The following is a 22,152-nucleotide window of genomic DNA, read 5'->3' as shown; positions in this document are numbered from 1 at the left end:
AGGACGCTAACGCCCCACTTGCAAAAAGGTGCCGGGGGTTTCAACCCCCGTCCCCGTTTCAGCCGGCAAGCCCGGGCACCGGCTGTGCCGCGATGACCGGCGCTTCGAAACTGGCCATGGGCCAGGCGCAATAATCGGCCGCGTAATAGGCGCTGGGACGATGGTTACCGCTTTCGCCCAATCCGCCGAACGGCATGTTGGCCGCAGCGCCGGTCGTCGGGCGGTTCCAGTTGACCACGCCGGCACGCACGAACAGGCGGAATTCCTGCCACAGTGCCGGATCGGCAGTGACGAGCCCGGCCGAAAGCCCGAAAGCCGTGTCGTTGGCACTCGCCATCGCGGCGGCGAAATCGGGCACGCGACGCACGCTGAGCACAGGGGCGAACACTTCGCGATCGGGCGCGGCTACGCCGGTCACATCCAGGATCACGGGGGCGAAGAACGCGTCGCGCCGGCCCTGTTGCGCGGCTTCGCCAAGAATCGTCGCGGCACCCGTCGCCCCCAGGGCGGCAACCGCCTCGCGCGCGGCGCGCGCCTGGGCATCGCCTACAAGAGGCCCCATGAAAGCGCCGCCAGGCTCGTCCCAGGCGGCAATCGGCAGGCGGCTGGCCAGATCGGCGAGCGCCTCGATCACGCGATCCCCCCAGGCGCCTTCCGGCAGGATGAGACGCCGCGCGCAAGAGCAGCGCTGCCCGCTGGTGACAAAGGCGGAATGCACGATCAGGCTGGCCACCGCCGCCGGATCGCCGTCCCAGGCGATCAGCGGATTGTTGCCGCCCAGTTCCAGTGCCAGGACGACGTCGGGACGATCGGCAAACTGCCGTCGAAAAATCCGGCCCGCCGTCGCAGAGCCGGTGAACAAGAGGCCATCGATGGGATTGGCCAGCAATGCTTCGCCCGTCTCGCGCGCGCCCTGCACCAGATTGAGCACGCCATCGGGCAGACCCGCCTCACGCCACAGGCCGACCATGGCGGCGCCGGTGGCCGGCGTCAGTTCCGAAGGCTTGAACACCACCGTATTGCCCGCCAGCAGCGCCGGCACGATATGGCCGTTGGGCAGGTGGCCGGGGAAATTGTAAGGCCCCAGCACGGCCATCACGCCATGCGGCCGATGGCGCAGCGTAGCGCTGCCGAAAGGCATGTCCGCACTGCGCGTCGGCGTCCGTTCGGCCTGGGCAGCAATCGAGACGGCCACCTTACCTGCCATCGAAGCCTGTTCGGCGCGCGTTTCCCACAGCAGCTTGCCGGTTTCGGCCGAGATCAGCTCGGGCAGCGCCGGGCTGGCTTTCACCAGCGTGGCGTAACGCTGCGCGATGGCCACCCGCTCTTCCAGCGGAGTACGCGCCCAGGCGGGAAAGGCAGCGCGCGCCTTGTCCACCGCAGCAGCGCAAGTGGCGGCATCGGCCACATCGCCTTCCCAAACGACATTGCCATGGGCCGGGTCGAAGGATTGGAGCCTTTGGGTCACGACAATCAACTCACGATCAGGGCCTCGCCCGGGCAGGTGCCCAGTGCGGCCAGGGTTGCTTCGGGAACGACCAGCGCGTCCCCGGCGATCCGTGCCGGGGTCAAGGTGGCGCGAAACGTGGCAAGGCCCGGGGTTGCCACAAGATGCGGCCGTTCGCCGGGCGCGGTTTCGACAAGACCGGCCACCGCCGGCATCTGGCGCGCGTTGCGGATCGTGCGGATCTGGTCGCGCGGGGCGGTCACCGTGGGGCCGCCGTCGAAAATGTCCACCAGGCCGGAACGGGTAAAGCCCTCATCCTCAAGCATGGCCAGCGCCCGTTCGCCATGGCGGTGGACTTTGGCGATCGCCTCGCGCGCGGTGGGATCGACCAGTTCCAGATAGATCGGATGGCGCGGCGCCAGATCGAGAATGAACTGACCGTCGGTGGCCGTGATCATCCGGTCGGCATCCTCGAACGGCAGGCGGAAGAACTTGGCGGCAATGCCGTGCCAGAACGGGCTTTCGTCGCGCTCGTCGAACCAGCCACGCAGTTCCGCCATGATCGTGGCGGCAAACAGGTCGCGGTTGGCGCCGATCAGCGCATAACGCGCGCGGGCCAGCAGCGATCCGGCGCCGCCCTGCCGCTTGCGCGGGCGCAGGAACAGCGATCCCACTTCCGACATGCCGCTGCATTCGTTGACCAGCACCAGCGCCTGGTGATCGAACCGCGTGCCGGTGGCCGAAGAATATTGCGCCAGGGTCATGACCCGGAACGAGAAATGCGGCCGGTCGAGCCCCACCCCACCCTTGATTCCGGCAACCCCTTCGACCGCGCCGGTTTCGGTATCTTCCAGCATCAGCGTATACCACGCGCGCTGAACCGGCACGTCGCGCGCAAAGCTCTGCGCAGAAAGCGCCAGACGCTCGGCCAGGACGGCGCGGTCTTCGGGCAGGCTGGTAAACCCCTTGCCGGAAAGAAACGCCAGATCGAGCAAGGCATCGATGTCGGCCGGCCCGGCCGGCCGAACCACCAGCATCAGGCCGCCACCGTCTGATTACCAGGCGTCTGATTACCAGGCGTCTGATTACCAGACGCCTGATTACCTGGGGCCTGAGTGCCAACCGTCTGAGTAGCGGGCATCTGGGTGCCCGGCGCCCGATCGGCCACCTGCCCCCAGCCGCGCGCACGGGCATCGGCCAACGTCGCTTCGAGCCGGGCCAGCGCCTCGTCAACTTCCTCGGCCGTGATCAGCAGCGAGGGCAGCATGCGGACGCAGTTCTCGCCGCCTCCTGCCACCAGCAGGCCATGCTCGCGCGCCAGGGCCATGACTTCACGGTTGTTGGCATGCAGCTTCAAGCCCATCAGCAGCCCCTTGCCCCGGGTTTCCACGATCTGGTCGGGATAGCGGCCGGCAAGCGCGGCAAAGCCGGTGTAAAAGCGATCGGACATCGCGGTAACATGCGCCAGCGTCGCGTCTTGCGCAATCACATCGAACACCGCCAGCCCCACGGCCATGGCCAGCGGATTGCCGCCGAACGTGGTGCCATGCACGCCCGTCACCATGCCGCTTGCCGCTTCCGCGCTTGCCAGGCAAGCGCCGATCGGAAAGCCGCCGCCCAGGGCCTTGGCAATGGCCATGATGTCGGGCTCCGCGCCCGGAAAACACTGGTGCGCAAACAGCTTGCCCGTACGGCCCATGCCGCTTTGCACCTCATCGTGGATCAACAGCACGTCATGGTCACGCGTCAGGCGCCGCAGTTCACGCAGGAATTCGCCCGAAAGCGCGCGGGCGCCGCCTTCGCCCTGCACCGGCTCGACAATGACGGCCGCCGTGGTCGGGCGGGCAATGGCTTCGGCCAGAGCCGGCAGATCGTCCACCGTCATCTGGTGAAAACCCGGCAGGCGCGGGCCAAACCCTTCGAGGTAAGCGGGATTGCCCGACGCATTGATCGCGGCATATGTGCGCCCGTGGAACGATCCGGCAAAGCCGATCACGTCGATCCGCTCGGGGTTCCCCCTGGCATAATGATAGCGGCGCGCGATCTTAAGAGCCGCCTCCACCGCCTCTGTGCCGGAATTGGCGAAGTAGGCAAGATCGGCAAAAGTGGCGCCGGTCAGCTTGCGGGCCAGTTCCTCCTGGCCGGGAATCCGGAAGATATTGGAAACGTGCCACAGTTTCTGCGCCTGCGCGGTCAGCGCGGCGACCAGCGCAGGATGCGCATGGCCCAGCCCACACGTGGCGATCCCGGCTACGCAATCCAGAAAGCGGCGCCCGTCGCGCGCTTCCAGCCAGACACCCTCGCCCTGCTCTACTTCGATCTGGGCACGTGCATAAAGCGGCATCAAAGCTTCAGACATGGCGTTTCCTTCCCGCATGACCTGCGGATTTGCGTGCAGTTCTGGCGGCCGCCGCGGCGCGGCTGGCCGGAAGGCAGGGCCGTTCAGGCAGCGACCGTCATTTTGAAAATGCCCGTGGCATTGCCGCTGTCGAACGCGAGGTCGAGCTTGCCCGTGGCCGGATCGACGCGGCGGCTGATGAATTCGAAGAACGATCCCGGCACGGTGCGCACGGTCAGCGTGCCATCGTCTGCCCGGAACGAACGCCGGACCTGCGCCGCACGCAGCGCCGTCTGGCGTACGCGGCCCGAAGCGGACACCTCGATTGCATCCTTGACGGCGCGTCCCGCCGCGCGTTCACCCTGTGCCACGGCTTCGACATCGGCGACACGATCGGTCACGTGGTTGAATGCGTTGCCTTCGGTGGCGATCCAGGCCGCTTCGGCGCTTTCGGCGCGCAGAATTTCGTAATCGCTCTCGAACGGGACCGGGTGCTGGCGATCGAACAGCGTCAGCACGACCTTGAGCGCCGCCAGCGCCTCTTCATGCGGGACACTGCCACCGGCGGCAAAATGGCCCATCACCTGCGCGGTCGCGGTGTCGAGATGATCGAGCGCAGGGCCGAACACGCGCATGGCCGCCTTGGCGAACCCGGGCGAAAACTGATCGACATGCAGTTCGCTGACAAAGAACTGAGGCATGGTTTCGGGAAGCTGCACGTGGCACCAGACATGGCCCGTCATCCTGAGGCGGGGCAGCGGATAGATGCCCACTTCCACATAGCCAAGCGGCTCGAGCACGCGGCGGAATGCTTCGACCCCGTTGGGCATGGCGCAGCGCGCGCCGCGCGGCAAAGCCACGGTGCGCAGCGCACCATGATCCAGCACGAGGCGACGCCCCTGCGCCAGGCATTGCGCCGCATAGTCGGCGCCCTCGGGCACGCGGTCGAGCAGATCGGCGAACAGCAGCAGGTTCAGCGCTTCGGCAAAGCGCAGTGCATCGATCCCGTTCACAGGGACGCGGCCGCCGACCGGCACCATCGGCGCGGCCAATGCGCGAACTTCTGCCGCGCGGCCAATGCCGAGGATGCTTTCGACAAGATCCGCGGAACCTGCCGGTGCGATGGTTGCCACATGTTCCATGATGCGCTCTTTCGATCCAGTATCGTATCGAAATGCCGTTTATGCTATCAAACAGCAGCTTCCAAACGGGGAAGCATCATTTGTTGATCGGTTTTCGGAATGAGCGAATCGCGGCGTGAACTTCCTTCGATGACAGCGCTGGCCTGTTTCACAGCCGCTGCGCGCGAAGGCGGCTTTTCGCGGGCCGGGGCGCAACTGGGCCTGACGCAGAGCGCAGTGAGCCGCCAGATCGCCCTTCTGGAAGAAGCCTTGCAGACACCCCTGTTTCAGCGCCATGGCCGCCGCGTCGTGCTGAACGAGGCTGGCCGCACTTATGCCGAAGAGATCGAACCTGCCTTGCGCCGCATCCGCATGGCGACGGTCAGGGCCATGGAACGCGGCAACCGTCGCGATCTGACGATCGCCACGCTCCCCTCGTTCGGCATGCGCTGGCTTGCCCCGCGCCTGCCGGGATTGACCACGCGGCACCCGGAATTGATCGTCAATTTCGCGGCCCGCTCGTTCCCGTTCGATCTGCGCGAGGAACGGTTCGACGCCGCCATCCATTTCGGCGCGGCCGATTGGGACGATGCCGAACTGGTGCCGCTGTTTGCCGAGCAGGCGGTGGTCGCCTGCTCGCCGGCCTGGATCGAAGCCGAAGGCGTGGCGGCCCCCGCCGATCTGCTGGGCAAGCCCCTGTTGTTCCAGGTCTCGCGCCGGCAGGCGTGGAACCGCTGGTTTGCGCTAAATGGGATCGATGGCCTGCCGCCGCTCAAAGGCCCCACGTTCGAACACTTTCTGATGCTGGCCCAGGCAGCGGCGGCGGGATCGGGCGCGGCGCTGCTCCCGCGTTTCCTGATCGAACCCGAACTGGCATCGGGCGATCTGGTAACGCCCTTTTCCACCGCACTGATGGACGAAGGCCAATACTACCTGGTCCTGCGGCCCGATTGGCGCGATCATCCGGGACTCGTCAAGTTTCACGACTGGCTGGTGGACGCCGTGCGGGAGCAAGGGGAACGATAGGCCCACCCGGGCTCGGGACGGTGCTTAGGTGTTCGGTCCCAGCATGTGATGATGACAATCTTACACCATCACACGCTGGGACTGAACACCTAGAACCTGTTGTCGCGCGGGAAGCCCACCGGCGGCAGGCGCCCGGCGGCGCCGCGCGCCACTTTCCAGGGCAGCAGGTCCTTTTCCACGCGAATGCGACCGCTTTCGCCGCCCATCGCCCAGGTCAGGCCATCCTCCAGGCGCAACGTCACGGCATCGGCAAGGCCGCCGTCGCGATAGCGTTGCAGCGCAACCCCCTGCCCTTTGGCCAGGATCGGCAATTCGGAAAGCGCAAAGATCACCAGTTTGCGGTTGTCTCCCACCACGGCGACATGATCGTGCTCGGGCGCGATTTCGCGCACGATCTTGAGGTGCACGCCCGGCTTGGTGGAAACCACCCCGCGCCCTTTGCGCGTTTCGGCCAGAAGTTCATCCATCTCGGCCGCGAAGCCGCGCCCGGTGCTGGCCGCCAGCAAAAGCTGGCCCTTGGGCCGATAGACGACCAGCGCCACGATATGCGCTTCGGGATCGATATCCACCATGGTGCGGATCGGCTCGCCAAACCCGCGGGCTCCGGGCAGCTTGTCGGCGCCCAGGGTATAGAACCGCCCGCTGTCGAGCGCCACCAGCAGCTTGTCGGTGGTCTGCGCATGCAAGACCCAGGCCGGGCCGTCGCCTTCCTTGAACTTGAACTCCGTATCGAGCGGCAGATGCCCCTTGGCCGCACGGATCCAGCCCCGTGCCGAAAGCACAACCGTGACCGGCTCTTTCTCGATCATCGCATCCATCGAGAATTCACGCGCCGGCGCGGCTTCGGCAATCGTCGTGCGACGGCGACCCAGCGCCGTGTCGGGGCCATATTCCTTGCGCAGCGCGGCAAGATCGCGTTTCAGCCGCGTGCGCTGGCGCGCCGGGCTTTCCAGCAGTTTGTTGAGATCGTCCTGCTCGGCCAGCAGCGCATCGCGCTCGCGCCGCAATTCCATTTCCTCGAGCTTGCGCAAAGAACGCAGCCGCATGTTGAGAATGGCCTCGGCCTGGCGATCGGTCAGCCCGAATTCGGCCATCATCACCGGCTTGGGCTCGTCTTCGGTACGGATGATCTCGATGATCCGGTCGAGATTGAGATAGGCGATGATATAGCCGTCGAGCAGTTCGAGCCGGGCCGCGATCCTGTCCAGCCGGTGCTGCGTGCGGCGCAGCAGGATATCGATATGGCTGACCACCCATTCCTGCAACAAGAGTTTCAACCCCAGCACGCCGGGCGTGCGGTGCGCGTCGAGCACGTTGAGATTGAGGCCGAACCGTGTTTCCAGATCGGTCATCCGGTAGAGCGATTCCTTGAGCAGGTCGGGATCGACGTTGCGGCTTTTGGGCACGATCACGATGCGGATGTGTTCGTCGCTTTCGTCGCGCACATCCTCGAGGATCGGCAGCTTCCTGTCGGCGATAAGGGCGGCGATCTGCTCGATCAGCTTGCCCTTTTGCACCATGTAGGGGATTTCGGAAATGACCAGCTGCCATTGGCCGCTGCCCAGCCGTTCGATTCCCGTTTCCTCCCACGCGCCGTCTGCGCTGCGCCCCGCCGAAAACCGACCGCGGACGCGGATCGCGCCGCGCCCGGTTTCGTAAGCGGCCGAAATCGCTGCCGGGCTGTCGACGACGACGCCGCCAGTGGGAAAGTCAGGGCCGCCGAACACCTCCATCAACTGGGCATGTTCGGCATGGGGATTATCGATCAGCATCAGCGTCGCATCGACGATTTCGGCCACGTTGTGGCTGGGAATGTTGGTAGCCATGCCCACGGCGATGCCGCTGGCGCCATTGGCCAGCAGATTGGGAAAAAGGCCGGGGAAGATTTCCGGCTCCTCTTCCTCGCCGTTATAGGTAGGAACGAAATCGACCGTGCCTTCGTCCAGCCCCGCCATCAGGCGAATGGCCGTCGCCGTCAGCCGCGCTTCGGTATAGCGGTAAGCCGCGGCGTTATCGCCGTCGATATTGCCGAAATTGCCCTGCCCCTCCACCAACGGATAGCGGAGCGCGAAATCCTGCGCCAGGCGGACCATGGCGTCATAGACGCTGGCATCGCCATGTGGATGATACTTGCCGATCACGTCACCCACCACCCGCGCCGATTTCTTGAACGCGCCGTTGGGATCGAGCCGCAACTGCCGCATCGCCCACAGCAGGCGGCGGTGCACGGGCTTCAACCCGTCGCGCAGATCGGGCAGCGAGCGAGCGGTGATCGTGGACAGCGCATAGACCAGATACCGCTCTGACAGGGCGGAATCGAACGGGGCATCGACGATCGCGTCGAACGGGTCTTTGAAATCATCGGCCATGGTCGAATCGGTGTAGCAATGCGGTGAACAAAACGAAACCTCCGGAACTGGCGACAGGGCGGGCGATTGTGGGCAAGTACCCCTCGATTGACGGAGAAATGCCATGGCCAAGCGCGTGCTGATCATAGCCACCGATGGCTTCGAACAATCCGAATTGCTGGAACCGAAGAAGGCGCTGGAAGCAGCCGGCATCGAAACGACGGTAGCCAGCCCCAAGACCGGCTCGATCAAGGGCTGGAACCACAGCGACTGGGGCGAAAGCGTCAAAGTCGATGCCCGGCTCGACGCCGTGGAGGCTGACGATTTCGATGCCTTGCTGCTTCCCGGTGGCCAGATGAATCCCGATGCCCTGCGCCTTGAAGCCCGGGCCATCGAACTCGTCGAGGAATTCGACGACATGGACAAGCCCATCGCGGCAATCTGCCACGGCCCCTGGCTGCTGGTGGAAGCCGACATTCTCGACGGGCGCACGGTAACGGGCTGGCCATCGATTCATACCGACCTGGAAAACGCCGGCGCCGACGTGGTGGATCAGGCCGTGGCGATCGACGGGAACCTCATCACCAGCCGCAAGCCCGATGACATCCCCGCTTTTGCCCAGGCCTTGATCGATGCCCTGGAAGAAGACGAGGAGAAGGAAGAGGAAAAGGACTGGGACGAGGACGAGGACCGCCTGCTGGAAAACGAAGACGAAGAGAACTGAGCGCCGTTTCAGCCGTTATCCTTCAGCCGCCCGCCGCTGAGCCACCCGGCCAGCGGCGGGCTTGCCTTTTGCAGGACCGCGCCCAGCGCCAGCGTCGCCGCCAGCGCCAATAGCGGCTGGGCGAGCAGGAACAGCGGATAGAGCGGTGCGCCAAGCGGGCCGGTGAGCAGGCCGATAGCCGGGCCGAAGCACCAGATCAGGATCAGGTGGCAGCAGAACAGCAGGAACATCGACGGCTCCAGCCTTGTCAGCCTGGTGCCGGCCCGCGTGGATGCCAGGCGCCAGGCCAGCGCCCAGAAGCAAAGCGCGGTGATCGCCCGCATGGCCAGATCGACGCCGGCTATCAGGCTGGGGCCGGGCCAGCCGCCCTCGCCGATCAGATCGACCCAGATCTTGAGGGCCGCCATCGCCAGATAGGGCACCGCCAGCAGCGGCAGCGGCAGGCCGCCCAGCCGTGCCGCCAGGTCACGCCGCCGCACCAGCATGCCGGCCACGAAGAAGGCAAGGATCGACGGGCGCTGCAACAGCGGGAAAACAGGGGGCGCCAGGCTCCACCCCAAGGCGGCGATCGCCACGACGACCAGCACCCGGTCACCCCGCCGCGCCAGCAAAGGCGCCGCCAGCAGGCAAAGGAACAGATCACGCAGAAACGGCATCTGCACGTTGATTTCGTTGGGATAGGCAAGGCCGGTAAGCTCGTTGGCAAGCCACGCCCACGATGTGGGCTGCGGCGCATGGAGCCAGCCGAAATAGGCTGCGCCCGAGACGATCGCGACGGCGATGGCATTCCATGCGAGCATCGGCACCAGGACGGTGCGGACCTTGCCGGCCAGGAACGCCCGCGCACCGTGCCGGGCAAGCGAGGGGCCGACCAGCCAGCCCGATGCCATGCTGAGAAGCGGCACCGATGCACGGGCAAGAAGTTCGATCATGCCCCAGCGCAACAGACCCTGGGCAGTATGGTCCTGCGCGGTCAGCGCGGGCCCGTAAAGGCCGGTCCAGGCATGGACGTAGACAATGCCCAGAATACACAGCACGCGGGCGATGCCAATGGCGCGGAACGTCCGCATCCGGGCATCGGCAAACGACTGGCTTTCCTGAAACACGGACCCTCGCATCTTCGCAGCCGTGCCCCCGCCGCGGTTCAAAGCGGCAGGGGATGCCATGTCAAACCCGCGAAACGGCTAAACGTGCCGTCAATCAGGCATGCCTGCCCTGCGTGCCGGGGGGGCGGTTGCCGCGCGATTGCTTTCAGAATGCCATATTTCGGGAACCATGGCGCTTTGCGGATCTTTGCCGGAATGCACGGATGCCAAAGGAGATCGGTCGTGCCCCAAGGCAGCAAGGACGCCTATACGGCCAAGCAGAAACGCAAGGCCGAACATATCGAGGAAAGCTACAAGGAACGCGGTGCGAGCCAGGAAGAGGCCGAACGCCGCGCCTGGGCAACGGTGAACAAGCAGGACGGCGGCGGCCGGAAATCAGGATCGGGCCGGAAATCAGGATCGGGCCGGAAATCAGGATCGGGCCGCAAACCTTGAGCGAGCGCGGCTCAGCCGAGCCAGTCCACCACCTGCCGCGCAACATCGTTTGCCGCCTGATTCAGCGCCGGGCCGATCGCCGCCGCATTGTCGTCCACATTCGGCACGCGGCTTTCGAAGCGGCGCGTCTCAATCCGCCGCGCGGCGTTTTCCTTCACCGCGTCAAACCGCACCACCGCACTGCGGCTAGGCAGATCGTAGCCGATGGCCAGCAGCCGGCCGGAAAGGCGCTGCTGCCATTGGCTGACATCGCCTTCCACCACCAGGCGGCTGCCCTTGGCGCGCAGAGTCTCGGCCACCAAATGCTGAAACTGGCGTGAAGGCCGTTCGACCCATTGCGTCTTCTTCAGATAAGCGACCTGGGTGGCATCGATCTGCACGGCAACGCGCAGCACCGCCACGCGCGCATCGGCCGCCGGTTCCATCACCACGGTGGACCTGGCCAGCGTGCCCGAAGCACCCTGCCCGGCCGCAACGCTGGCCTCGGGCGTCAGCGCAAGCAGGCTGCCGGGCGCCTTGGCGCCAATGCTGACGCAGCCGGTCAGGCCAAGAGCGGCAGAAAGCATCGTGCCGAGCGCCAGAGGCGAAACGCGGCGCAGCGAACGAGATGGCATGTCAAATTCCCCTTGCGGCGATCAGTGCTTGTAATCGGGCAGCTTCGAGCCGCCGACGATGCTGCCGACCCCGCGATCGTTGATCCGTTCGGTCAATTCGCGCAGGGACCGGGTCGTGGCCTGAAGATCGTGCATGGCCGCTTCGGCTGCGGGCAGCGTCTTTTCATCGAAACGCCTGAGGCCCGGCTGCGCCGCATTGGCGGCAGCACTCAAGGCATCGGCCGTTCCTTGCGCCGCCTTGAGCGTGCTGCGCAATTGGTCGACCAGGCCGTTCCCCTTCTCGTTCAGCAGGTTATCGGCCGACCCCGCCACTTTCTCGAACGCCGAAAGTGTATAGGTGGCCTGGCGCAGCGTCGCTTGCAGTTCGGCGAACGTGCGCTGCACCTGGGGCGAGGCTTCGGCCAGATTGGCAGTCACCTTGTCGGTATTGGCGAGGATGTTCTCGAACGACTTCTGGTTCTTGTCCGACAGAACCATGGTCAAGCGTTCGGTCAGCGTGGCCAGCCGTTCAAGCAGCAACGGCGCGTTGGACAGGATTTCGCCCAGGCCCGAACGCTTGGTGGGAATCACCGGCGCGCCTTCGGGCCCGGGCTGATCGATTGGCGGTGCCCCCTTGACGGCGCCGGCCAGCTGGATCGTGGAGACGCCGGTGAAGCTGCCCTGGATGCTGGCCGTCGTGCCCATCAGGATCGGCACACGCTTGTCGATGGCGATGCGCACGCGCACGAACTCGGGGTCCTTTTCCCAAAGTTCGATGTCCTTCACCTGACCTGACGGCACGCCCGAGAACGACACTTCGGAACCTTTGGCAAGACCATCGACCGACTGCTTGAAAAAGATGTCGAATTCGTTCTGTTCATGCTGGTTGAGCCGCGCGATCCAGATGGTGAGCAGCGCCGCGCCGACCAGCAGCAGCAGGGTGACGGCCCCGACCCAGATATGGTTTGCCCGCGTTTCCATCGCCTGTTCCTATTCCATCTGCGGGGCAGGTTGTACCACCGTCCCCGCTTCGCGGTCTTGCGCGTCCTTGGCCGCCCGGCCGCGCGGCCCATTGAAGTATTGTTGTATCCAGGGATGATCCAGCGCCAGGAGTTCCGGAATCGTGCCCACGGCGATGACTTTCCTGTCAGCCAGAACCGCCACCCGGTCACAGATTTCATACAGCGTATCGAGATCATGGGTGATCAGGAAGACGGTCAGGCCCAAGGTTTCCTGAAGCCCGCGGATCAGCCGGTCGAAAGCGGCCGCGCCGATCGGATCGAGGCCGGCGGTCGGCTCGTCGAGAAACAGCAGTTCCGGATCGAGCGCCAGCGCCCGCGCCAGCCCGGCGCGCTTCTTCATCCCGCCCGAAAGCTCGGACGGATACTTGTTGGTGGCGTTGGCCGGCAGGCCCGACAACAGGACCTTGTAGCGGGCGATCTCGTGGCGCAGATCCTCGGTGATCTCGGGATGGAACTCGCGCAGGGGTACTTCCACGTTTTCCGCCACGGTCAGCGTGGAAAACAGCGCCCCGCCCTGAAACAGCACGCCCCACTGGCTGCGGATATCGATGTCGTCGTCATCGCGCGCGTCGGTGATCGAGCGGCCCAGCACGTCGATCGAACCTTCGGCGGGAATCTGCAAACCGATGATCGAGCGCATCAGCACCGATTTGCCAGTGCCCGATCCGCCCACGACGCCGATGATCTCTCCCCGCTTCACATCCAGATCGAGGTCTTCGTGAACCGTGTGATCGCCAAAGCGGTTGACCAGGCCGCGCACGCGGATGGGGAAATCGTCAGCCGCATCTGCAAGAACCGGGGCCGTGGGGGCCTGGGGATCAGGCATCGCTCAACCCCACCCGATCTTGGTGAAAAATACGGCGAAGAACGCGTCGAGCACGATCACCGTAAAAATCGCCAGCACCACCGCAGCCGTCGTGCGGGTGCCGACTTCTTCGGCATTGGTCTTGACCTGCATCCCCTGATAGCAACCGGCCAGGGCCACCACCAGGCCAAACACCGGCCCCTTGACCAGGCCGACCCAGACATCGTGCAGCGGCACCACTTCCTGGATGCGCGAAAGGAAAGTCAGGAAGGGAATGCCCAGCGACAGCGAACCCAGCGCCGCACCGCCGATAATGCCCAGAACCGAGGAATAGATGCCCAGCAACGGCAGCATGATCATCGTGGCCAGGATGCGCGGCACGACGAGCGCTTCCGTCGGCGAAACGCCGATGGTGCGCATGGCGTCGACTTCCTCGGTCAGCTTCATCGTGCCAAGCTGCGCGGCAAAGGCCGATCCGGATCGCCCGGCCACCATGATCGCGGTCATCAGAATGCCCAGTTCACGCAAGGTGAGCCGGCCGACCAGATTGATTGTATAGATTTCGGCGCCGAACTGCTGCAACTGCACGGCGCCCTGCTGGGCAATCACGACGCCGACCAGAAAGCTCATCAAGCCGATGATGCCCAGCGCGTTGACGCCCACCAGTTCCATCTGATGGATCAGCGCCAGTGCGCGAAACCGGCGCGGATGGCGCAGGATCGAACCCGCCGCGGAAATCGCCTGGCCCAGGAAACCCACCACCTGCAGAAAACCCGTGCCCAGCGCGATCACCACCTGGCCCACTTCATCGGGCACACGGCGCAGCAAAGGCAGGCGCGGTGCGCGGATGCTCTGCGTATTATCATCGGTTTCGCTGATCGCGCTGATCAGGCGTTCGGCTTCATCGCGGCAATTGACGATGCGGGCATCGAGCTCGCGCGACAGGCGCCACACGATCCAGGCGCCCACGGTGTCCATCCGGTCGACCTCGCGCACGTCGATTTCGGCAACGGGATCGGCGATCTGGCGCAGCCGCCTGTCCACCAGACCCAGCGTGGATACCACCATCGGGCCGCGCAAGCGCAGCACGCCGCCGTGGCCCCCCTGGCCCGGCTCTATGGTGAAATCGGCTGACGCTTTCATTCTGCCCGCTTCATGGGGGAAAATAGCAGGGGCGACAAGTGCATCACGTGCGGTGGAACGCGCCAATGGTCTTTTCCGTTCCTGCCCGTGCTTGCGATGGCAGTCCGCAACTGGCAAGGCGCCCGGCATGAGCGAGACCAATACGCAACAGGAATCGGGCCAGCAACCGTTGGCCCCGGAACCGTTGGCCCCGGAACCGTTGGCCCCGGAACCGTTGGCCAAGACGTTCGAGCCAGGCGCGATCGAGGCGCGCTGGTATGCGCACTGGGAAAGCCGGGGCCTGTTCCGCCCAGAGCGTGGAGCTGCCCAGCCCTTCACGATCGTCAACCCGCCGCCCAACGTGACCGGCTCGCTCCATATCGGCCATGCGCTGGACAACACGCTGCAGGACATCGTGATCCGTCACGAGCGGCTGAAAGGCAAGGACGCGCTGTGGGTGGTGGGCACCGACCATGCCGGCATTGCTACGCAGATGGTGGTCGAGCGCCAGCTTGAACTGAAACAGGACAAGCGCGCCAACTACACGCGCGACGCGTTCATCGCCAAAGTGTGGGAATGGAAAGCCGAGAGCGGCGGCACGATCACCCGCCAGCTGCGCCGCTTGGGCTGCTCGATGGACTGGAGCCGCGAACAGTTCACCATGGACCCGCATTTCACCCGGGCCGTGGTCAAGGTCTTCGTCGATCTCTACAACCAAGGCCTGATCTACCGCGACAAGCGGCTGGTGAACTGGGACCCCAAGCTCAAGACCGCGATTTCCGATCTGGAAGTGGAAACGCGCGAGGTGCAGGGCCACTTCTGGCGCTTCCGCTATCCGCTGGCCGATGGCGTGCGGCTGGACGGGGGCGCCGACCATATCGTGGTGGCAACGACGCGGCCCGAAACCATGCTGGCCGATATGGCCGTGGCCGTGCATCCCGAGGACGAGCGCTACAAGAGCGTGATCGGCAAGCATGTCGTGCTGCCGATCACCGGCCGACGCATTCCGATCGTGGCCGACGAACATGCCGATCCCGAACTGGGCACCGGCGCTGTGAAGATCACCCCGGGGCACGATTTCAACGATTTCGAAGTGGGCAAACGCGCCGGGATCGAACCGCGCGACATGCTCGACATGTTCGATGCCGAAGCCCGCGTGGTGCAGACCGCCGATGGCCTGATCCCGGACGCGTTTCTGGGCCTCGACCGGTTCGACGCGCGCACGGCGGTGGTTGCCGCGCTCAAGGCGCAAGGCCTGCTCGTGCCGCATGTCACCTGGGACAAGGACGGCAATGCAACCGATCACGAGGCCGAACCGCGCGCCATCCAGACCCCGTTCGGCGATCGCGGCGGCGTGGTGATCGAACCCTGGCTGACCGACCAGTGGTATGTGAACGCGCAGGTCCTGGCGCAAAGGCCGATCGAGGCGGTGCGTTCCGGCGCCATCGAGATCGTGCCGAAGAGCTGGGAAAAGACGTTCTTCAACTGGATGGAAAACATCCAGCCCTGGTGCGTCTCACGCCAGCTTTGGTGGGGGCATCAGATCCCGGCGTGGTACGATGCCGAGGGCCAGGTCTATGTGGCCGAGACCGAGGAAGCGGCCATGGCGCTGGCCGGCCGCAAATCGCTTACCCGCGATCCCGACGTGCTCGACACCTGGTTTTCCTCCGCGCTCTGGCCTTTCGCCACGCTGGGCTGGCCCGACGAGACCGAGCTGGTCAAGCGCCACTATCCGAACGACCTGCTGGTGTCGGGCTTCGACATCCTGTTCTTCTGGGATGCGCGCATGGCCATGCAGGGCCTGTATTTCATGAACGACGTGCCGTGGAAGCGGCTTTACCTGCACGGGCTGGTGCGCGCGGCCGATGGGCAGAAGATGTCCAAGTCCAAAGGCAACGTCGTCGATCCGCTGGGGCTGATCGACACCTATGGCGCCGATGCCTTGCGCTTTTTCATGGCGGCGATGGAAAGCCAGGGCCGTGACGTGAAAATGGACGAGAAGCGGGTGGAGGGTTATCGCAACTTCGCCACCAAGCTGTGGAACGCGGCGCGGTTCTGCCAGGCCAACGGCATTGCCGCCTCGGCCACGCTGGAAGCCCCGCCGGCAACCAGCGCGGTCAACCGCTGGATCGTGGGCGAAGTGGTGGAAACCCTTGCCGCGCTCGATCAGGCCATGGACGATCTGCGGTTCGATGCAGCGGCGAATGCCATCTATCACTTCGCATGGGACACGTTCTGCGACTGGTACATCGAACTGATCAAGGGATCGTTCGACGATGAGACGCGCGCCGTGGCCGGCTGGGTGCTGGACCAGGTCCTCGTCATGCTCCATCCGTTCATGCCGTTCGTTACCGAGGAGCTGTGGCACGCGCTGGCGACGCCCGCCCAGCCCCGCAATGGTGAGCTGATCGTTGCCCGCTGGCCCGCCCCCGGGGCCGGGGCGGGCGTCGATGCCGCCGCCAAGGCCGAAGTCGAATGGCTGATCGCGCTGGTTTCCGCGCTGCGCACGGCCAAGAACGAGCTGGGCATCGCGCCCGGTGCCAGGCTGGTAGCCTATCTGGCTGAGCCTGACGCCCGCACTGCCGCGATCATCGCCGGCAATCCCGCGGCGATCGAGCGGCTGGCGCGGCTTTCGGCGATCCACTTTGCCCCGGCACCGGCGGGCGCGGCCATGCAGATCGTGGCCGGGGATGCCACGCTGGTGGTGCCGCTGGAGGGGATCATCGACATCGCCGCGGAAAAGGCCCGCCTGGAAAAAGCGCTGGCCGCCGCGAAAAAGGAAGCCACGGCGCTGGAAAGCCGCCTTGCCAATGCCTCGTTCGTGGAACGCGCCAAGCCCGAAGCGGTGGACAAGGCCCGGGCCGACCATGCCCATCACAGTGCCGAGGCGGAACGCCTGGCAGCGGCACTGGGGCGTCTGGGGTGAAGGCCGTGGTGCCAGGCCAGACGACCGGCCCCGCGCGGCGCCCATGACTCTTGCCCTTGCCACCACCACGCCGGGCGAGCCGGAGATATTCGCCTCGCTGCAAGGCGAAGGCCCGTCGGCGGGGCGACCTTCGCTGTTCATGCGCCTGTCGCGCTGCAACCTGGCCTGCCAATGGTGCGACACCGCCTATACCTGGCGCTTTGCCGGCGACAATCGGCCCCATCGCGATGCCCTGACATTCGACCGCGAGGCGAACCAGGTCCTTCTGCAAGAAGACGATGTGGTGGCCCGGCTGCTTGCCTTTCCGCAATCGCGGCTGGTGGTGACGGGCGGCGAACCCCTGTTGCAGGCGGCAGCGCTGGCCCGCGTACTGGCCGCGTGGAGAACGGCGCGCCCCGGCGTGTACGTGGAGATCGAGACCAACGGCACGATCGCGCCCACAGCCGCCATCGATCCCTGGATCGACCAGTTCAACGTCAGCCCCAAGCTTGCGCATTCGGGCAATGCCGCCGATCTCGCATTGATCCCCACGCGCCTCGATGCCTGGGCGGCGGAACCGCGCGCGTTTTTCAAGTTCGTTGTCGCCAGCCCAGAAGACTGCGCCGATATCGCCGCGTTGCAGGCTGCCCATGCCATTCCCGGCGACCGCCTGTTCGTGATGCCCGAGGGCACCAACAGCGAAATTCTGCGCACCCGCGAAAAATGGCTGGCGCCGTTGGCGCTGGAGCATGGCTGGCGGATGAGCGACCGCCTGCACATCCATCTTTACGGCGACACGCGCGGCACATGAGGCGAAAGGCGGAACCATTCGTCGCAACGCCTTTGTCATTGCCCTCCCGGCCTGGCTATCACTCTCGCCAACACGGCAAAGGAACATGAAATGAGGGTCAATCCATTGCTTGCCGCAGCGCTGCTGGCCATGGCCCTGCCGGTTGCGGCACATGCCGACGATCCCGCCGATCGGTCGATGCGCAGCAGCGCGGCGCGGATGCGCGACCATGAAGCGATCCGCCGCCTGAATCAGGCTCAACTCGATTACGTGCGTCAGCGCGATGCGCGCTGGGCGCGCGAATATCGGGAATCGGTGGCGCGCAGCAGTACCGATGCTCCGAACGGCGATACGGGGTACGCAGAGGCACAGGCCCAGTACCAGCGTGATCTCGCCGCCTGGCGCCAAGCCGTGGCCGCCTGCCACGCCGGCTATTACGAGGCCTGCGCACGCTAATGCCCGTGGCGCGCGCAGCTTGGCACCTTAGCGGCGCGCGTTGTATTCCAGTTGAGCCGCGGTGAGCTGAAACCCGATCAGATGCTCGAAGGTGGCGGAAGCAATCGCCTTTTTCACTTCGGGCAACGAAAGCGGATCGACCGCGGCGTCGGGCTGGCCCGGACGGCGCTTGCGCGACAGGCGGCGGCGCACATCTTCGGGCAGGCTGGCAGCCGCGCGATTGATGCTTGCCCCGGCCTTGGCGCGAACGGCGGCGCGCTCCTGCCCATCGGCAAAGTCGAGCCCCACGGTGCCCAGGCGCTTGGCCACGACGGCCGTGCCGCCCTGCATGACAACCGAAAAATAGGGCAGTTCGACATGGCGCGCGCCGCGCGTATCGGTGCGGCGCGCCAACACGTCGAACGTGGCTTCGCTGTTCACCGGGTCCGCGCCTTCGGCACAGGTCGAACGCAGGTTGGTGATCGTGGCAACCAGATCGACCGCCTGCGAATCAGAGCGGGAAGGATCGGCGAACAAGGTGACGTCGCCGGTCATTTCCGGAATTTCCACAAGCGGGCACGCCGTGCGCAGTGCCGTCACGCCGACCCCGTCTTCCACCACCAGTTCGCCCTTGTTTTTGGCGCAGCCAGTCAGCACCACGGCCACGAGCGTGGTGCCGAACAGGGCCTTGGCAAGCGAGAAACGGCGGCTTTTGGCGATCATCAGGGCAACTTCCTTGGGCGCGAAACAAAGGCGGCGAGGTGCCGTCCGGCACACATAGCGCTTTCCTCTACTCACGCGGTGGCACTTGGGCAATGGCGCTGCCCCGGGGCTATCATGTTTTACGGCATGTTTTACGGCATGTTTTACGCGGGGGCGCTGCGCTGCTAAGGGCTGGGGCATGAACTCCACCTTTCCGCAATCCGCCCCCGATGCCGCCACGCCCGACAAGGGCTTGCCGCCCCTGCAACTTCTCATTGCCGCACCGCGCGGGTTCTGTGCGGGGGTAGACCGGGCGATCGAGATCGTGGAACGCGCGATCGAACGCTATGGCGCGCCCGTCTATGTGCGGCACGAGATCGTGCACAACCGCTTCGTGGTCGAAAGTCTCAAGACCAAGGGCGCGGTTTTCGTTGAGGAACTGGACGAAGTACCCGATGGCAGGCCGGTGGTTTTCTCAGCCCACGGCGTGCCCAAAGTGGTGCCGCAGGCCGCCATCGAGCGCGGGCTCGACTGGCTTGACGCCACCTGCCCGCTGGTCAGCAAAGTGCATCGCCAGGCCGAACGCCGGGTGGAAGCGGGGCGCCACATCCTGTTCGTGGGTCACCGCGGCCATCCCGAGGTGGTCGGCACCATGGGCCAGGTGCCGGAAGGCGCGATGACTCTGGTGGAAACGATGGAGGATGTGGCCAAGCTCGATTTCCCGGCCGACATGCCATTGGCGTTCCTTACCCAGACCACGCTCTCGGTCGACGATACGGCCGAGATCGTCGCGGCGCTCAAGGCCCGGTTTCCGGCCATCTCCGGCCCCCGCGCCGAAGACATCTGCTATGCCACATCCAACCGCCAGGCAGCGGTCAAAGCCATTGCACCGCGTTGCCAGCTGGTGCTGGTGATCGGCGCGCCCAACAGTTCCAACTCGCTGCGCCTGGTCGAAGTGGCCGAGCGCGAGGGCTGCAGCGCCCGGTTGATCCAGCGCGCCAGCGAGATCGACCCTGCCTGGCTTGAAGGGGTGGAAAGCCTGGGCCTGACGGCCGGGGCTTCGGCGCCCGAAGTGCTGGTGCGCGAGGTGGTCGCGCGGCTGGGCGATTGGCGGCAGGTGCACGAGGAACAGGTGACCACGACCCAGGAACAGATGATTTTCAAGCTGCCCCGCCAACTGATGAGCTGAAAACGCGGATATGGCCGTCTACACCAACCTCGGCGCGGAGGATATTGCCGCGCTGCTCGCGCCCTATGGTCTTGGCCAGCTGATCACCGCCAAGGGCATTGCCGAAGGCGTATCCAACAGCAACTGGCTGATCGAAACCGCAGGCCCCGGCGGGCGCACCGCGCGCTTCATTCTGACGATGTACGAATTCCGCATCGCAATTGCCGATCTGCCTTATTTCCTCGGTTTGCTCGATCATCTGGCTGCCAAGGGCTGCCCGGTGCCGCGCTCGATCCACGATCGGCAGGGCAACCTCTATCGCCTGGTCGATACTCCGCGCGGCGAGCGTGCCCTGGCCCTGATCGAATTTCTGCCCGGAGTTTCGTTGCGCGATCCGACCGTGGCCCAGGCCCGTGCCGTTGGTGCCGCGCTGGCCACCCTGCACGGCGCGGCGGCGGACTATGCCACCATGCGCGCCAATGCCATGGGGCTCGCCGAATGGCAGCGGCTGGCCGATGCCTGCGGCACCGGGGGGTTGGCCAGCATCGACCCGACCCTGGCCCGCCTGGTGGCCGAGCATCTGCCCCGCCTGGCGGCTCAATGGCCCCAGGGCCTGCCCGAGGGCGTGATCCATGCCGATCTCTTTCCCGACAACGTGCTGATGCAGGAGGAGACGGTGACCGGGCTGATCGACTTCTACTTCGCCTGCAACGATATTCTGGCCTATGATCTGGCCGTGGCGCACGCAGCCTGGTGCTTCGACGCCGGAGGCACGACATTCCGCGCCGATCTTTCCGCCGCGCTGCTTGAAGGCTATGCCGGGGTGCGCGCGCTGTCACCGGCAGAGCGGGCGGCCATGCCGGTGCTGGCGCAAGGGGCGGCAATGCGCTTTGCCATGAGCCGCGCGTTCGACTGGCTCAACACGCCCTCCGACGCCCTGGTGACGCGCAAGGACCCGATGGCCTTTGCCCGGCGGCTGCAATTCTATGCCGATCCGGCCAATGCCGGCGTCTTTGCGGTATGAAACACGTCGAGATCTTCACCGACGGTGCCTGCAAGGGCAATCCGGGCAAAGGCGGTTGGGGCGCGCTGCTGCGCATGGGCGAACATGAAAGGGAACTGACAGGTTCCGATCCCGAAACCACCAACAACCGCATGGAAATGATGGCCGCGATCCGCGCACTGGAAGCGCTGACGCAGCCCTGCCGGGTCACGTTGCATACCGACAGCCGCTATGTGCTTGACGGTATCACCAAGTGGGTCTTCGGCTGGCAGAAACGCGGCTGGAAAACCGCCGACAACAAACCGGTCAAGAACGAAGACCTGTGGCGGGCGCTGGTTGCGGCGACTCGCCCCCACACGATCGAATGGGTCTGGGTCAAAGGGCATGACGGGCATCCCGAGAACGAACGGGTGGACAAGCTGGCCAGCGATGCGGCCCGCGCCGCCTGATCCGTTTCGGGACACGCTTGCCCCTCGGCTGCTTGGGTGCCGCAAGGCGATATGGTAATTTCCTGGCGCTGCCCGTCGGGGGTAGCCGCTTGCGGGATTTTGCGATGATTGGCCGTTTTCTCCTTCGCCTGACCTTTGCCTGCACTGGCATTGCCGCAGTCACGGCACCAGCCCTGGCGCAACAGCAGGCGTCACTCCCGCCGCCGGCCGCCGCGCCGGCGCAGCCCTATGCTACACAAACCGGAATGGTTCCTTATTCCGCGCCTGCTATGCCATGCACGACAATTAGCGAACCAGATCGGCATGATTGGCCGCCTGCCTGCAGCGGCCCGGCGCCAATGGCTTATCCGGCACCGGTGCCTGGTTATGGCAACACCTGGGTGGCGCCACCCGGCTATTACGTGGCCGGCGTGGTCATGGTGCCCGTACCGGCGGCGGCCACGGCCTGTCAGCCGTGTGGAACACGCACCGTCACGACCACGCGTTTCGTCGATGTGCCGGTTCGCCGGTCGTATCGCGTCTCACGCCCGGCGCCGCGGCACGACAAGCGGATCAAAGTCACGGAAAGGCGCGCGCGGGAAAAGCGCACAAAGGGATAAGGCCAGGTCTGGTT

At 65.4% G+C, this 22,152-nt stretch carries 21 protein-coding genes; 10 read left to right on the top strand and 11 right to left on the bottom strand.

The features are described 5' to 3' along the window. Nucleotides 1-58: 58 nt before the first annotated feature. From astD to AC3EDY_RS05290, 4 genes are all read right to left on the bottom strand, one after another. Complete coding sequence (astD, locus tag AC3EDY_RS05305) at nucleotides 59-1,468, bottom strand: succinylglutamate-semialdehyde dehydrogenase (RefSeq protein WP_488571428.1); 1,410 nt, start codon at nucleotides 1,466-1,468, stop codon at nucleotides 59-61. Between the two features lie 5 nt (nucleotides 1,469-1,473). Next, nucleotides 1,474-2,484 carry an arginine N-succinyltransferase gene (locus AC3EDY_RS05300; RefSeq protein WP_488571427.1) on the bottom strand — a complete coding sequence of 337 codons (1,011 nt, stop codon included), beginning with the start codon at nucleotides 2,482-2,484 and terminating at the stop codon, nucleotides 1,474-1,476. Beyond that, nucleotides 2,484-3,806, bottom strand: coding sequence for an acetylornithine transaminase (locus AC3EDY_RS05295; protein ID WP_488571426.1), 1,323 nt, complete (start codon nucleotides 3,804-3,806; stop codon nucleotides 2,484-2,486). The genes AC3EDY_RS05300 and AC3EDY_RS05295 overlap by 1 nt, the downstream gene beginning before the upstream one ends. Before the next feature lie 83 nt (nucleotides 3,807-3,889). Then, complete coding sequence (locus AC3EDY_RS05290; protein WP_488571425.1) at nucleotides 3,890-4,927, bottom strand: 2-oxoadipate dioxygenase/decarboxylase family protein; 1,038 nt, start codon at nucleotides 4,925-4,927, stop codon at nucleotides 3,890-3,892. Nucleotides 4,928-5,056: 129 nt separating this feature from the next. Between AC3EDY_RS05290 and AC3EDY_RS05285 the strand changes: the two genes are divergently transcribed. Continuing rightward, on the top strand, nucleotides 5,057-5,932 hold the full coding sequence (locus AC3EDY_RS05285; RefSeq protein ID WP_488571424.1) for a LysR substrate-binding domain-containing protein: 876 nt from the start codon (nucleotides 5,057-5,059) through the stop codon (nucleotides 5,930-5,932). An 89-nt stretch (nucleotides 5,933-6,021) separates the two neighbouring features. On the opposite strand, the gene parC is transcribed toward AC3EDY_RS05285, so the two are convergent. Next, the gene (parC, locus tag AC3EDY_RS05280; protein ID WP_488571423.1) at nucleotides 6,022-8,301 is read right to left on the bottom strand and encodes a DNA topoisomerase IV subunit A; all 2,280 of its coding nucleotides are present in this window, start codon (nucleotides 8,299-8,301) and stop codon (nucleotides 6,022-6,024) included. Nucleotides 8,302-8,404: 103 nt separating this feature from the next. Between parC and AC3EDY_RS05275 the strand changes: the two genes are divergently transcribed. Beyond that, entirely contained in the window at nucleotides 8,405-9,004 is a 600-nt protein-coding gene (locus AC3EDY_RS05275; protein WP_488571422.1) for a type 1 glutamine amidotransferase domain-containing protein, read from the top strand. An 8-nt stretch (nucleotides 9,005-9,012) separates the two neighbouring features. On the opposite strand, the gene AC3EDY_RS05270 is transcribed toward AC3EDY_RS05275, so the two are convergent. After that, nucleotides 9,013-10,122: an acyltransferase family protein gene (locus AC3EDY_RS05270; RefSeq protein ID WP_488571421.1), complete on the bottom strand. Its 1,110-nt coding sequence runs from the start codon at nucleotides 10,120-10,122 to the stop codon at nucleotides 9,013-9,015. 210 nt (nucleotides 10,123-10,332) lie between these two features. Here AC3EDY_RS05270 and AC3EDY_RS05265 point away from each other — a divergent pair, with 210 nt between their 5' ends. Then, a complete protein-coding gene (locus AC3EDY_RS05265) occupies nucleotides 10,333-10,545 on the top strand; it encodes a plasmid stabilization protein (RefSeq protein WP_488571420.1) in 213 nt (70 codons plus the stop codon). Nucleotides 10,546-10,556: 11 nt separating this feature from the next. Here the strand turns inward: AC3EDY_RS05265 and AC3EDY_RS05260 are convergent, their stop codons facing one another. The 4 genes from AC3EDY_RS05260 to AC3EDY_RS05245 are packed head-to-tail and all read right to left on the bottom strand — an operon-like array spanning nucleotide 10,557 to nucleotide 14,108. After that, on the bottom strand, nucleotides 10,557-11,159 hold the full coding sequence (locus tag AC3EDY_RS05260; RefSeq protein ID WP_488571419.1) for an ABC-type transport auxiliary lipoprotein family protein: 603 nt from the start codon (nucleotides 11,157-11,159) through the stop codon (nucleotides 10,557-10,559). A gap of 21 nt (nucleotides 11,160-11,180) precedes the next feature. After that, nucleotides 11,181-12,119, bottom strand: a complete 939-nt coding sequence (locus AC3EDY_RS05255) for an MlaD family protein (RefSeq protein WP_488571418.1) — start codon at nucleotides 12,117-12,119, stop codon at nucleotides 11,181-11,183. 9 nt (nucleotides 12,120-12,128) lie between these two features. Next, nucleotides 12,129-12,986: an ABC transporter ATP-binding protein gene (locus AC3EDY_RS05250; protein WP_488571417.1), complete on the bottom strand. Its 858-nt coding sequence runs from the start codon at nucleotides 12,984-12,986 to the stop codon at nucleotides 12,129-12,131. Nucleotides 12,987-12,989: 3 nt separating this feature from the next. Continuing rightward, the gene (locus AC3EDY_RS05245) at nucleotides 12,990-14,108 is read right to left on the bottom strand and encodes an MlaE family ABC transporter permease (RefSeq protein ID WP_488571416.1); all 1,119 of its coding nucleotides are present in this window, start codon (nucleotides 14,106-14,108) and stop codon (nucleotides 12,990-12,992) included. Between the two features lie 127 nt (nucleotides 14,109-14,235). Here AC3EDY_RS05245 and AC3EDY_RS05240 point away from each other — a divergent pair, with 127 nt between their 5' ends. The 3 genes from AC3EDY_RS05240 (at nucleotide 14,236) to AC3EDY_RS05230 (ending at nucleotide 18,238) form a co-directional block, all read left to right on the top strand. Further along, nucleotides 14,236-17,013: a valine--tRNA ligase gene (locus tag AC3EDY_RS05240; RefSeq protein WP_488571415.1), complete on the top strand. Its 2,778-nt coding sequence runs from the start codon at nucleotides 14,236-14,238 to the stop codon at nucleotides 17,011-17,013. Between the two features lie 43 nt (nucleotides 17,014-17,056). After that, on the top strand, nucleotides 17,057-17,803 hold the full coding sequence (locus AC3EDY_RS05235) for a 7-carboxy-7-deazaguanine synthase QueE (protein ID WP_488571414.1): 747 nt from the start codon (nucleotides 17,057-17,059) through the stop codon (nucleotides 17,801-17,803). Nucleotides 17,804-17,893: 90 nt separating this feature from the next. Continuing rightward, nucleotides 17,894-18,238: a hypothetical protein gene (locus AC3EDY_RS05230; RefSeq protein WP_488571413.1), complete on the top strand. Its 345-nt coding sequence runs from the start codon at nucleotides 17,894-17,896 to the stop codon at nucleotides 18,236-18,238. 27 nt (nucleotides 18,239-18,265) lie between these two features. On the opposite strand, the gene AC3EDY_RS05225 is transcribed toward AC3EDY_RS05230, so the two are convergent. Beyond that, the gene (locus AC3EDY_RS05225) at nucleotides 18,266-18,940 is read right to left on the bottom strand and encodes a hypothetical protein (RefSeq protein ID WP_488571412.1); all 675 of its coding nucleotides are present in this window, start codon (nucleotides 18,938-18,940) and stop codon (nucleotides 18,266-18,268) included. 178 nt (nucleotides 18,941-19,118) lie between these two features. Between AC3EDY_RS05225 and ispH the strand changes: the two genes are divergently transcribed. The 4 genes from ispH to AC3EDY_RS05205 all read left to right on the top strand — a co-directional run bounded on the left by ispH (nucleotide 19,119) and on the right by AC3EDY_RS05205 (nucleotide 22,138). Further along, on the top strand, nucleotides 19,119-20,108 hold the full coding sequence (ispH, locus tag AC3EDY_RS05220) for a 4-hydroxy-3-methylbut-2-enyl diphosphate reductase (RefSeq protein WP_488571411.1): 990 nt from the start codon (nucleotides 19,119-19,121) through the stop codon (nucleotides 20,106-20,108). 10 nt (nucleotides 20,109-20,118) lie between these two features. Next, nucleotides 20,119-21,111: a homoserine kinase gene (gene thrB, locus AC3EDY_RS05215; protein ID WP_488571410.1), complete on the top strand. Its 993-nt coding sequence runs from the start codon at nucleotides 20,119-20,121 to the stop codon at nucleotides 21,109-21,111. Then, nucleotides 21,108-21,539: a ribonuclease HI gene (rnhA, locus tag AC3EDY_RS05210; protein ID WP_488571409.1), complete on the top strand. Its 432-nt coding sequence runs from the start codon at nucleotides 21,108-21,110 to the stop codon at nucleotides 21,537-21,539. The genes thrB and rnhA overlap by 4 nt, the downstream gene beginning before the upstream one ends. 338 nt (nucleotides 21,540-21,877) lie before the next feature. Then, entirely contained in the window at nucleotides 21,878-22,138 is a 261-nt protein-coding gene (locus tag AC3EDY_RS05205) for a hypothetical protein (RefSeq protein ID WP_488571408.1), read from the top strand. The last annotated feature ends 14 nt before the right edge of the window (nucleotides 22,139-22,152 follow it).

It is taken from the genome of Novosphingobium sp. DS6-6 (genome assembly GCF_057784975.1).
This window is presented reverse-complemented; position numbering and strand designations above follow the sequence as displayed.

What these genes read in the sequence shown, in the direction of transcription:
- AC3EDY_RS05300 (WP_488571427.1), bottom strand. Translation starts at nt 2,484, where the DNA reads ATGCTGGTGGTTCGGCCGGCCGGGCCGGCCGACATCGATGCCTTGCTC.
- AC3EDY_RS05295 (WP_488571426.1), bottom strand. Translation starts at nt 3,806, where the DNA reads ATGTCTGAAGCTTTGATGCCGCTTTATGCACGTGCCCAGATCGAAGTA.
- AC3EDY_RS05290 (WP_488571425.1), bottom strand. Translation starts at nt 4,927, where the DNA reads ATGGAACATGTGGCAACCATCGCACCGGCAGGTTCCGCGGATCTTGTC.
- AC3EDY_RS05285 (WP_488571424.1), top strand. Translation starts at nt 5,057, where the DNA reads ATGACAGCGCTGGCCTGTTTCACAGCCGCTGCGCGCGAAGGCGGCTTT.
- parC (WP_488571423.1), bottom strand. Translation starts at nt 8,301, where the DNA reads ATGGCCGATGATTTCAAAGACCCGTTCGACGCGATCGTCGATGCCCCG.
- AC3EDY_RS05275 (WP_488571422.1), top strand. Translation starts at nt 8,405, where the DNA reads ATGGCCAAGCGCGTGCTGATCATAGCCACCGATGGCTTCGAACAATCC.
- AC3EDY_RS05270 (WP_488571421.1), bottom strand. Translation starts at nt 10,122, where the DNA reads ATGCGAGGGTCCGTGTTTCAGGAAAGCCAGTCGTTTGCCGATGCCCGG.
- AC3EDY_RS05260 (WP_488571419.1), bottom strand. Translation starts at nt 11,159, where the DNA reads ATGCCATCTCGTTCGCTGCGCCGCGTTTCGCCTCTGGCGCTCGGCACG.
- AC3EDY_RS05255 (WP_488571418.1), bottom strand. Translation starts at nt 12,119, where the DNA reads ATGGAAACGCGGGCAAACCATATCTGGGTCGGGGCCGTCACCCTGCTG.
- AC3EDY_RS05250 (WP_488571417.1), bottom strand. Translation starts at nt 12,986, where the DNA reads ATGCCTGATCCCCAGGCCCCCACGGCCCCGGTTCTTGCAGATGCGGCT.
- AC3EDY_RS05245 (WP_488571416.1), bottom strand. Translation starts at nt 14,108, where the DNA reads ATGAAAGCGTCAGCCGATTTCACCATAGAGCCGGGCCAGGGGGGCCAC.
- AC3EDY_RS05240 (WP_488571415.1), top strand. Translation starts at nt 14,236, where the DNA reads ATGAGCGAGACCAATACGCAACAGGAATCGGGCCAGCAACCGTTGGCC.
- AC3EDY_RS05235 (WP_488571414.1), top strand. Translation starts at nt 17,057, where the DNA reads ATGACTCTTGCCCTTGCCACCACCACGCCGGGCGAGCCGGAGATATTC.
- AC3EDY_RS05230 (WP_488571413.1), top strand. Translation starts at nt 17,894, where the DNA reads ATGAGGGTCAATCCATTGCTTGCCGCAGCGCTGCTGGCCATGGCCCTG.
- AC3EDY_RS05225 (WP_488571412.1), bottom strand. Translation starts at nt 18,940, where the DNA reads ATGATCGCCAAAAGCCGCCGTTTCTCGCTTGCCAAGGCCCTGTTCGGC.
- ispH (WP_488571411.1), top strand. Translation starts at nt 19,119, where the DNA reads ATGAACTCCACCTTTCCGCAATCCGCCCCCGATGCCGCCACGCCCGAC.
- thrB (WP_488571410.1), top strand. Translation starts at nt 20,119, where the DNA reads ATGGCCGTCTACACCAACCTCGGCGCGGAGGATATTGCCGCGCTGCTC.
- rnhA (WP_488571409.1), top strand. Translation starts at nt 21,108, where the DNA reads ATGAAACACGTCGAGATCTTCACCGACGGTGCCTGCAAGGGCAATCCG.
- AC3EDY_RS05205 (WP_488571408.1), top strand. Translation starts at nt 21,878, where the DNA reads ATGGCTTATCCGGCACCGGTGCCTGGTTATGGCAACACCTGGGTGGCG.